At 42.9% G+C, this 11,929-nt stretch carries 6 protein-coding genes and 1 tRNA gene; 4 read left to right on the forward strand and 3 right to left on the reverse strand.

Going from position 1 to position 11,929, the window contains the following annotated elements; genetic code table 11:
* The first annotated feature begins 4 nt into the window (after positions 1–4).
* Both A3CY_RS21880 and A3CY_RS21885 read left to right on the forward strand, forming a co-directional pair.
* Positions 5–2,995, forward strand: coding sequence for a DUF6562 domain-containing protein (locus A3CY_RS21880; protein WP_051082679.1), 2,991 nt, complete (start codon positions 5–7; stop codon positions 2,993–2,995).
* Between the two features lie 99 nt (positions 2,996–3,094).
* The gene (locus A3CY_RS21885) at positions 3,095–6,148 is read left to right on the forward strand and encodes a DUF6562 domain-containing protein (protein ID WP_051082680.1); all 3,054 of its coding nucleotides are present in this window, start codon (positions 3,095–3,097) and stop codon (positions 6,146–6,148) included.
* A gap of 247 nt (positions 6,149–6,395) precedes the next feature.
* Here A3CY_RS21885 and A3CY_RS0104635 read toward each other — a convergent pair whose 3' ends face one another.
* Both A3CY_RS0104635 and A3CY_RS0104640 read right to left on the reverse strand, forming a co-directional pair.
* Positions 6,396–7,019: a DUF4923 family protein gene (locus tag A3CY_RS0104635; RefSeq protein ID WP_026207307.1), complete on the reverse strand. Its 624-nt coding sequence runs from the start codon at positions 7,017–7,019 to the stop codon at positions 6,396–6,398.
* A 602-nt stretch (positions 7,020–7,621) separates the two neighbouring features.
* Positions 7,622–7,694: transfer RNA gene (locus A3CY_RS0104640), tRNA-Thr, on the reverse strand.
* A gap of 118 nt (positions 7,695–7,812) precedes the next feature.
* Between A3CY_RS0104640 and A3CY_RS0104645 the strand changes: the two genes are divergently transcribed.
* Together A3CY_RS0104645 and A3CY_RS0104650 are read left to right on the forward strand one after the other, a co-directional pair.
* On the forward strand, positions 7,813–8,385 hold the full coding sequence (locus A3CY_RS0104645; protein ID WP_051082703.1) for a phosphatase PAP2 family protein: 573 nt from the start codon (positions 7,813–7,815) through the stop codon (positions 8,383–8,385).
* A gap of 114 nt (positions 8,386–8,499) precedes the next feature.
* Positions 8,500–11,331, forward strand: a complete 2,832-nt coding sequence (locus A3CY_RS0104650) for an outer membrane beta-barrel protein (protein WP_026207309.1) — start codon at positions 8,500–8,502, stop codon at positions 11,329–11,331.
* Between the two features lie 43 nt (positions 11,332–11,374).
* Here A3CY_RS0104650 and A3CY_RS0104655 read toward each other — a convergent pair whose 3' ends face one another.
* Positions 11,375–11,923 carry a flavodoxin family protein gene (locus A3CY_RS0104655; protein ID WP_018336740.1) on the reverse strand — a complete coding sequence of 183 codons (549 nt, stop codon included), beginning with the start codon at positions 11,921–11,923 and terminating at the stop codon, positions 11,375–11,377.
* Positions 11,924–11,929: the final 6 nt, after the last annotated feature.

Here is an 11,929-nt window from a genome sequence, read left to right on the forward strand (position 1 = left end):
TATTATGAAAAAAATGTTTTTAATAATCGCAAGCCTTGCCCTGACGCTTGTAGCTTGCCAAAAAGACGAGATCGAAGGATTTGATGCCGCAAACTCGCAAACAATCAGCGTAACTATCCCGCGAACGAGTTCCGTGAGCCGTGCTGCCGGTGACGGTACACAAATAAACCGCTGTATCATGGAAATTTACCGGAACGGGGAATTGTACGGGGAACGAAAAATTGCGACTGTATCCGGTAACAAAGCCTCTTTCACGGACTTGCGCCTGGTGACCTCGCAAACCTACGACTTCGTGTTCTGGGCTGATTGCGCTGAAGGTGAAGCGGATAAACACTACACCACGACCAATGGTCTTACAACTATCAAGGCGACAAGGTACGCCGGAAACAACGAGGAATTCGATGCGTTCTTCGCCAAAGAAACGTTCGAGGTAATCGGGGCATTCACGAAAGAAATTACACTTACCCGTCCTTTCGGGCAGTTGAACGTGAAAACGCTTGACTTGGGCGCAATCAAGGACGAAAACTTGAAACCGACCCATGTAAAAGTGAACTTCAAAGCCGTCCCCTCCACGTTCAACGCATTAACCGGAGAAGCGAGCGAGGAAACTCCCCTAGAGTACACCGCCGAAGTTTCCGATGCTGCAACCGGTTTGTTGACCATCGACTACATTTGGGCTACCCCGGAAGAAGACGCCCTGGCAGACTTCTCGATGACATTCACCAATAACGGTAACGAGATCACTACCAACGACGCATTCACCAACATCCCCATCCGCCGTAACTACAAGACCAACGTATCCGGTAACCTACTGACGAAGGCAGGGAACATCAACGTGACCATCGACCCGAATTTCGAGGATAACATCGACCAAAATGTCTATAAAGTACAAAACATCGCCGAGGCTAACGAAGCTTTCGCTAATGGCGCAACAAACGTGATTGTGACCGAAATTCCGACTGAAGCAGCAACCCTCATCCTACCTAAAACGAGGGCTACCGTATCTGCCACCCTACCTAAGTTAACGTACAAATTGACAGTTCTGTACGCCAATGAAGCTAGCGATGAACAAAAACCTGCTATGTTCTATTTGACAACAGAAGCTGATGAAATCGAAATTGAAACACCCAATACAACCGTTACCCTTCTTGGTGCAATGTACCAAAATGTAACGGCTAAAACTGCCGAAAACACCTTAATCGTGGGGGAAGAAACAATTATTGAAAATCTTATCGTGCTACAAGGTAACGTGGATGTTTACGGGACTGTGAAAAAAATCGTCAAAAAAGCTTCTAACACGCAAGTTATACTCCATGCCTCAACTGCCGGGAAACTCTCGGAATTTGCAGAGAACTTAAACAATACAACCAATATATACAACAAAGTAGTACTTAACGCCGACATTGACTTCAAGGGTACCGCCTTCTCGATCAAAAAAGCTAATAAAATCACGTTTGACGGTCAAGGACACACGTTGTCCAACTTCAAAGTGGAAAACACTCAGACTGCCGGTCTTTTCTGTGATGCCATTTCGGTAACTGTTACCGACCTGACAGTCAAAGGTGCCACCGTGAAAGCGGTAAATGATGGCAATGGCAATGCTTATGCCGGCGTAATAATCGGTCGTTCTTATGGAACCATCATTCTCGACAATTGCATCGTAGAGGGTTCAACCGTGGAAGGAGTGAATAAAGTCGGCGGCATGATCGGTTTCGTGGCTGAAAATCATGTCGAAGCTACCAATTGCAAGGTTGTTAATAGCACAATTTCTAACGAGAATGTAAATTCAGAATCCGGTCAAATCGGCGGATTTGCAGGTTACATCGGTAATTGTTACAAATCGACTTGTTTATTCACGAACTGCTCAGTAGAAAATTCTGAAATCAACGCATACCTGTTCCTCCCCTCCTCACGTCATATCAGTAAATTCATCGGTACTTTCCAAGGTAGTGAAGACACTGATGGACTAACTATTGATAATTGCAGCGTGAAGGACGTAACGCTCAACGGAATGAACTCCACTGCCCAATCATTTGTTTCTCTCTACGGTGACTTACTCGGCGGTAATCGCTATGGCAAAGGCAAAATCACCATCACAAATTGCGATGAGAATATCTACATTTCATCACAAGCACAATTAGCCCAATTGGCTTCTATGGTAAATAAAGGCACAAACTTTAAAGGAAAAACACTCAAATTAACAAACAATATCGATCTGGAGAACAAAGAGTGGAAACCTATCGGTTTACAAGACAAAGCATTCCAAGGAACTTTTGACGGTTGCGGCTACACTATCAGTAACTTAAAAATCAATCAACCCTCGAACCAGAACGTGGGACTGTTCGGTTACACGACCAACGGGGAAATCAAAAACTTCACGCTTCATAATGCAACTGTTTCCGGTTATTTAAATGTAGGTGCAATAGCAGGAACTCCCTATACTTCAACATATTCTGACATACGACTGACCGGGAAGGTACAAATTAACGGTTATGCTTACGTGGGAGGCATGTTGGGCAAAAATGCCTATGCAAACCTGAATAACCTGACAATCGATGTAGAAGAAGGAAGCCTAGTTCACGCCCAAAGTGAAGCATATCGTAGCTACGTGGGTGGTTTAGTCGGCTTCATGGGCGAAGGAAATATTCTCGTATCCAACATCACATCAAATATCAACGTGACAGGCTCCACTTGCGATGTTGGAGGTATCACCGGTATAGCCCATTACAATAACACGTTTGAAAACTGCATCTGCACGGGCAACGTGACTTTACAAAACGCAAATGACCCCGGTGATGAACAGGAAATTGGTGGTATCGCCGGGGTATGGAATAACACAAACGGAACAAAAGTTATTTTCCGCAATTGCCGATTTAACGGAACTCTCTCATCAACACTAAAAGGCGAGGACAAATCGGAAGAAATTGCCGACAGTAACCGAATTACCGGTCGCAAATACAGCACAGACGGAACAGGAGAATTAATTATAGAATAATTATATGCAACCAGACCACCCGGGCGGAGCTTGATCGCTCCCCCGGGTACAAAATTAACTTCGGGGTTGCGAATGGCAACTCCCTTAAAATAACAAAACATGAAAAGATTCCTTTTAACAGCAGCAAGCTTTGCGATGATGCTTATCGCTTGCCAAAAAGATGAGATCGAGGGGTTCGGAACGAACTCGCAAACGATCAGTGTAACTATCCCACAAACAAACACAATGAGCCGTGCCGTTGGTGACGGAGACGGAGCTCAAATCAATCGTTGCATCCTAGAAATCTACCGGGACGGTCAATTGTACGGGGAACGGCAGGTAACCACCGTAACCGGGAACAAAGCCTCTTTCGACCTGCGCCTGGTGACGTCACAAACCTATGACTTCGTATTCTGGACTGATTGCGCGGACAACGGACAAGACAAATACTATGACACGAAGGACTTAACCCAAATCAAAGCGGTGGACTACACCGGAAACGACGAGGGATTCGATGCCTTCACCGCCACAAAAACTTTCACGATAAAAGAAAGTTTCGCGGAGAACGTAACCCTCACCCGTCCTTTCGGTCAATTGAACGTGAAGACACTTGACCTGGATGCCATTCCCGATGACGAGTTGAAACCCACGAAAGTCAAAGTAGCCTTTACCGCTGTTCCCGCATCATTCAACGTCTTGACTGGCAAAGTAAGTGAAGATATGATCGCAGTGCAATACGAGAAAGAGGTCGTGAACGGGGAAGGTTACCTCACCATGGATTACCTTTGGGCTCCCAGCGATGAATCCACGCTGGCGGATTTCACGATGACGTTCTATAACGACATGACCGAAATCACGAGCAATGACAACTTTAAAAATATCCCTATCCGCCGCAACTATCGCACCAACGTGTCCGGTAATCTGCTGACGAAACAAGGTACGATAGAAGTTACCATCGACCCGATATTCGAAGGAGAATACCCCGTGGTTGTCAACGGTGCCCTCAACCTCTCTACCAACAAGGAGTACTCCTCGTTGCAAACAGCCATCAACGAAGCATCTGACGGGGACGAAATTTGCGTATGGGGTGTAATCGACGAAGACATCGTGGTCAACAAAAAGGTTACGATCAAGGGAGGCTCCGACGGTATCATGACTGCCTCCGCGGAAGAAAATGCCGTGTACGCAAAAATTCGCACGTTGAACGTGGCAGCCGGCACAACCGCTACTTTCGAGAACATCCAATTCTTTGGAGCCAAGGACATTACCAACTCCAAAACCAGCGTATTGGTCAACAACGTGAAAGAAGTGACATTCAAGAACTGTCTATTCGCGCAAGAAAATGTGACGGAAGAAGATATGCGCCCGATAGAAACGGCTTACAAGATGACCGGTAAATTGACACTCAATAACTGCGTGGTAAAAGCAGGCAGCAAGAACGCGTATTTTAACGCATTGGGCAGTGAAGGAACTCTCGAGATCACCAATTCCGTGTTCGAACAAATCGTCACGATCGATCCATTGATTGCAACCACGCAAAGTGCAGGAACATACCTAATCCAAGAAAACCAGTTCATGAAGGGTGTGGCAATAACGGCTCTATCAGGAGCATCTGACGCAAACGGTCTGAACGCTGCCGAAAAAGCATTTACCAACAGCATTATCAGTAACGGTAATGTTTTTGATAACGAGGAAGAAAAAGTAAAGGTATACGGTAGTCAAACTTTCTGGGTAAACGATATAGCTCCCGCTATCTATAACAAAGAAACGGGTACAGCTTATGAAAGCGTGCAAGAAGCCCTCACTGACGCCCAAAACGGAGAAACGGTAATCGTGAGCGGTACCACTTGCACTGAAACGCTCGAGGTTCCTGCCGGCGTTACACTCGACGGGAACAATACCACGACCTTCACGGGCACCCTTGCCGCGGCAGAAGGTGCAACGCTCCGTAACTTCACGGTAAACTCTGCTACTCACCGTTGTCTCAAGATTACAGCTTCAAATGTAACCTTGGATAATCTCAATATGGTTTACGAAGGAAGTGAAAAGAGACAAGAAGGCGTATCTTTCTATGAAAACGTTAAAAACGTGACCGTCAAGAATTGCCATTTTACCGGCTACTGGAAAGGAATGTACGTGGGAAACGGTGCCGAAAACTTAACGATCGAGGGATGCACGTTCGAAAGCATGAATCCGTTCGGCATGGACCAATGGTTCCCGACGTTGACCGTGAAAAATAATACTTTCACAGGAAATGGTTCCAGGAGTAAAGCTATCCACCTCACCGTGGCAAAAGGCACGGAAGGAATGGAAGGAACCACGAAATTCCAAGAGAGTTGGCCAAAAGAATTGAAAGAAAGCGTGTACGCCATCATGACTGAAAACACATTCACCAGTACTCCTTACATACGTATTAGTCACAGGAAAAATGCCCAAGAGTACTATTGGGATTACAATTTTCTCTACTTCTCTCTTAACGACTTCAACAACGGATACTTGAAAAACGCCGAAAACGCTTTCACACAACCTGATCGTTACCAACCTTCCGCTGTCGACTTCATTGAATTTGACAGTAAGAAGAATGTATTACACTACACATTAGACAGTCGTACCAATCAAGCAAATCGTGGCACGACTTATAGCGGGCACTTCTACAACACCCAAGGACGCCACTTCAACGTGTTCAACCCCGCCGAACTCACGAAATGGGAAGTAAGCGGTAGTATTTATGTCAACGAAGACTACATCACCAGCCAGAAACCTTTCCGTTCCGAATTGTGGACCGCTGCCAAAAACACAACCACCGGCGAAGATGCCTACCCGATGCTCGGCATTGCCAACGTGGTAGAAGATGAAGGCGGCATTTACCAAAGCACGAGAGAGAAAGCCGTTGTACGTATCTGGGGTGACAAGGGTTGGAGCGCAATTGAAAACGTAGAGGTAACTGCCGGATGGCATACCGTGAAGATGGTATCTGACGGCACGAACGTAACCTACTATTTCGACGGAGCCGAGATAGGTAAACTTTCTGCCTCACCGGCTTCTATCACAATCCACTCCATTATGCCACAGGCATTCCATTACGATTATCAACACACGGATGGAAACTGGTTCGCAGAAGGTTATACTTGCGACACCTATTTCTGTGATATTCAATACAAATTGAACAAATAACAAATACCAGTAAAGGTTTAATAAAAGTGGGTGTGTCAAAACACACCCACGGGTCCATAAGGTCGAAAAGTCCATAAAGTCGTAAGGTCAAAATATTACGGAATCACGAACAATTATACTGACAACCAGTAATTTGTGTAACGTTTGACTTTATGAACTTTCAGAACCGAAGGTTCGACTTTATAGACTTTATGAACGAGGAGGTGTGTTTTGACACACCTCCTTCACTTTTACAGAATACAAGTCATTATTTCTTCATCTCGAACCCGAGAAGCATCCCGTCATAACCTTCCATGAGAGAAGTCAAAGTAGAAGATGTATCCGATTTTTTCACCATCGCCGACAACACCTTCACAAATTTCATCAACCCGTCGACATTAAAAAGCAATGAAACTTGATCGCCCGACTTTGCCAATTGTACCTCGGTTCTCTTCACGGTAAAGGCGTTCCCCAGCGTGTAGTTCAATACCAACACTTTATTCTTTTCGTCTAAAGAATAAGTTCCTTTCAGCGTCTTCTTCCCGATAACATTCGTGAAAGTACTATCACTATTGAAAGTGTACGAAAACTTACCGGGGACAATACCCACTTTCGTGTAAACCGCCATGATCTTCTTCTCCAACGCCGAAGACATCAATGCTCCTCCTGCCTCCTTCAACACATCCTCGCTCGTCATCTTGCACGCGGGTTCCACGTAATTCCAAGTTCCCTGCAAATCAGAAAATTTAATCACATTCCCCGTGAGCGTGTTCACAACGTCCTTTACCGTCGAAGAGCTTAAAATATCCTTCCACGACTGTGCATTTGTATCATTCACGCCCAACAAAACACTACAAGCCAATAGGCTTAAAAAAAATCTTCCTTTTTTCATAAATACAAGTAAATACATATAAATTAGTACATTCAGACCTAAAAATCATATCATTTATCGGTACAAATTTAATAAATTTTGCCATTTGCCCGTCGTTTCACAATCGCAGATTCAACTTAAAAATAAACACAATTCAGTTCAAGTGGAAAAAATGATCCGATCATCAGACAGGCAACACGACATATAATTAAGATTTTTTTTATTTCAACTTTTCTATCAATTTCGTAAATTTGCAACTCAAATAAACCAAGTTATTTGGTTCAACAAACGCCGATCCTCGCACGGGAGAATTCTACACATACACACCTTCTTTATTCTCCCGTGCTTTTTATTATTATAGCCGCAAAACTTCTTGGTCGTGAGATTCGGAGTCGTCAGCATGAATAAAACTCTTATCAATCCCGATTCTTCAAAACTCAGCCTTCAATAAAGCATTTACCACCAAGAACCGATTTCTTGGCGTGTATACCTTATACCCACTGCCTTACCGAGAGTATGTGATCCTGTTCCCGACTTTTTCACGTGAACCGTTTTGTATAAAAAATAGGCTAAACCTTTTTGATTTAGCCTATTTTCATATCTAACTGATTGATTTTCAGCGGAGCCAATTTGGGGACTCGAACCCCAGACCTACGCATTACGAATGCGTTGCTCTACCAGCTGAGCTAAATTGGCGATAACGGCTGCAAATGTACGACTATTTTTGAAATTTGGAAACGATAAACCAATTTTTTTTCGGCTTCTTATCACACATTTTTTATACATTTGCGGCGACCTTTTAATAATCAAGAAGATGAAACAACAAGCCCTCTCGAAAAAAAATTCACTCGTTATATTTTGTAGTTTATTTATTATCCTAAGCCTATCATTTATTTCTAATCTATCGGCTCAGAAAAAAGCGATAGAAACCTCTGGGGATATCATCTACTATGCCACACCCGTCATCAGCCTGGCGACGACATTACTAAAAAAAGATTACCAAGGAACAAAGCAACTTGTCTTTTCCGCGGTAACAGCCGTCGGAGCAAGCTATATCCTAAAACACACGATACGCAAAAAACGTCCTGACGGAAGCGATCACCATGCTTTCCCCTCGGGACACGCCACCGTTACCTTTCAAGGAGCATCGTTCCTGCAACGCCGTTACGGGTGGAAATTCGGGATCCCTGCTTATCTTCTATCGGGATACGTGGCGTGGACCAGAACGCACTGTGACAAACACGACTGGTGGGACATTTTGTGCGGTGCTGCGATCGGCGTCGGAAGCAGTTACATTTTCACCAAACCATACGGGAAAAGCCACATTTCGCTCACGCCCACAATCATCGGGAAACGAATAGGAATACATGCCTGTATCACTTTCTAATAAATTCCTAAATAATTTGTTAAAACAGTATTTAAAGAAATCATAAACCCTCTTTTTATTGTGGTTCATCCATAATATTATATCTATTTTTGTTTAAAATAGAAAAGAAAAATCATGCTGCATTATACGTTCAAAATAGTCATTCTCCTACTCATGCTCATCAGCCCGATGACGCTATTAGCCCAAATACAAGCAAGAGATTCGGTTAGAAAAGACACGGTTAAACAAGAAGAAAAGAAAACAGTAAAATACACGCTCAAAGGAATTGTCATCGGGGATTCGGATGACGATTCTTTACCGGGAGCCCATATATACTTGGGAAGTGAAAAGAAACCTGTAACAGTAACGAATGCCATGGGAGAATTCACGTTAAAAGACTTGGCTCCCGGAGAAGTCATCGTTACCGCTTCCTATGTCGGATTCAGACCCACTACAAAAAAATATCTAGTAAAAGCGGATACAAATGTAGGCATGATTAAACTTTTACCAGAAGAATTAGACGAGGTTGTTATCACCGCAAAACCTCCCCTTATCATTCAAAAAGGCGATACCACGGAATTTAACGCGGCAGCCATGAAAGTTCCGGAAGATGCAGAACTGGAAGACTTATTAAAGAAATTGCCCGGTTTTGAACTCGTGGACGGCAAACTCATGGCAAACGGGGAGGAAGTAAAACGTATATATATTGACGGTACAGAATATTTTCTTGATAATCCGATGGCTGCACTGCAAACTCTACCGGCAAATATCGTTTCTAAAATCAAAATGTTTGACGGGAAAAGTGAAGAAGCGAATTTCTCTGGTTACAATGACGGAAAAAAATTCCGATCTTTAAATATCGAAACAAAGAATCCGGATCAACTAAAAATATTTGGTAAAGCTGAATTAGGCTATGGTATATCGGATGATGTCGAGGATTCTTTCAAAAATAACAATTACAACCTAGATGCCTCCGCGAATGCTTTCAATCGAAAACGCCGATTCTCCATCCGAGGAAGTTTACGCAACACAAATCAAGGCTCAGACCTGCCGAACGCTTCCTATCAGGGCAAAGGAGGACATAACAGGGGCAAAAATTTTGGAGCCGACTTTTATAACTCCTTCAAAAAAGGCATAGATCTTACCGGAGGTTATAGTGGCAGTGATAACGAATCATATTCCGCCAGTTTAACCCGTGAAGACTACTTCCCGTCCGAGAGTTATCAAAGTAAAATTTTCAATAACGAGAGTCACTCGTGGTCTGAAAGTTCCAACCATAGCGTCACTACCCGTTTCAATTACGAGATCAACGAAAAAAACAGGATCAACTTCTCCCCCTCCTTCTCTTTCCGGAAATCGGACAGCAGATCTATTAGGTTAGGTAGTAGTATTCAAGATAATGATACACTAAATATCACGAATGCCAAAAACCAAAACCACAATGAAAGCTATTCTTTTGGCGGGAATTTTTCATGGATGCACGGATTCGCAAAACAAGGGAGAACACTGACCTTAAACGGAAATATAAATGTCAATAATTCCAAAAGTAACGGGATACAACAAGATAGTAGTATCATCAATAAAAAAGATACCTTACGCAATTTAATAAACAGTACCAAAAGTTTTTCAAATTCATTAACCAGTTCCGTATCTTATTCCGAACCATTGACAGAGCACGCTCGTTTATCTTTCAATTACTCGTTAAGTTACAACCAAGACGAATCGGACAAAGAAAGTATATCGTACAAAGATGCCCTCTTCACGGAAGTTATCGGCGTAGATTCTTCCCTAACGAACAAAATCAGTAATACAAGAATAAACAATAGCATAGGTATCAATTATAACTATTACAAGGAAAAGTTTACCTTTAATGGAGGAGGTTCTATTAATATATCCAGGGAAGAAAACAAATACGAGTATTTAAACGCCCCGGATTCACTCGTGAGAAACAATTATCTGAATCTTTCTCCCCGACTTGACTTCAGGTATGATTTGACCAAAAGAAGTAATTTAAACCTTAGTTATAGCGGGAACACAAGTTCTCCGAGCGCAAGCCAACTACAAGATGTATTAGATGTGAGTGACCAATTGAGTGTATCAAAAGGTAATCCCAACCTGAAAAAAACATTCTCGCAATCCGCTTCAATCAATTTTAGTAGTTCAATTGTTTCGGAAGAGAAATTTAATTTCCTAAATGTAGGGCTTAGTTTCAACAATTCCTTCAACAATATAGCGTCAGCAACCCAGTTCATTGAAAATGACACCGTCATTAATGGGTACGAGGTGCTGAAGGGAGCCCGGCTTTCTATGCCCGTGAACTTGAACGGTCAATGGAGTATATCCATGAGATCCAGTTATTCCTTCGGAATTAACTCACTCAAATTAAGATTGAGTCCGTCTTTATCTTACAGCTATTCTCGTACACCTTCAATCTACGACAATATCAAGAATTTCACGAACTCACATCGTGCCTCTTTCGGCTTGGGAATAAATAGCAATATATCGGAAAATCTTGATTATAACATTCGATCCACTACCTCCTACACGTCATCGACAAGTACAACGACAGAAGGGTCTACATCATTCAGCCAATCTGTAAGTGCTAACGCCAATTGGGTATTCTGGAAAGAATTCATCTTAGCCGGTGATTATTCTTATAGCTATACCTTGAGTAAAAAAGGTGGAAATATCAACCAATCCAATAGCATGTTAAACTTGGAGATCGGGAAAAAATTCCTAAAGAGAAAACAACTTCAAGTAAGATTCAAAGCGATGGATCTATTGCGCCAAAGGAATTTATTGAATTACAGTATTCAAGATCTTTATACACAAACCCGGTACAGCACAAACACTCAAAATTATTATATGTTGACCGTATCTTATCGTTTCAACACGATGGGAAGCAAAAAAGCAGACCGGAAAAGATCAGGAGAAAACTCACCTCCGGGGTATTTTGGAGAATTCTAAAAAATAAACAAGAGCAGTGCTATAAAAAACACTGCTCTGTTATTTATTGTGCCCCTAAATTACGGGCTTGTTCTATATATTCCGTATCCCTCACCTCTCCTTTCTTGTCAACTTCAAAAGCGATCACGTGTCCGGTATCTTGCCATTGCATATATTTCGTCATAATATCATACGTGGAAAGCAATCCTTTCAATTCCTCGGGTTCATCCGTGGCACAAGACACGAGCAGAGCACATTCTTTACCCTTCACCTGCCGCACACTATTTTCCACGTAATAAGGATACAAGCGGTCTATCACGCATTTTATCTGTGCAGACAAACCGAAAAAATAAAGAGGCGACGCAAACACGATCAAATCCGCCTGTTCTATTTCAGCGTACAATTTTCCCATGTCATCCGACTGCACGCAAGGACTTCCCATAGACCAGCACATATTACAAGCGAAACAACCGTTTATCTTGTACCCCGGCACCTTCAACACGCTTACCTCGTGTCCTTTCGATCTCGCTCCCGCGGCATAAGCTTCCGCCAACAAATCACTATTTCCGTTCGAACGGGGACTTCCTTCAAGAATCAATATATTTTTACCCATAATGCA

Source organism: Butyricimonas synergistica DSM 23225, assembly GCF_000379665.1.
Classification (GTDB): domain Bacteria; phylum Bacteroidota; class Bacteroidia; order Bacteroidales; family Marinifilaceae; genus Butyricimonas; species Butyricimonas synergistica.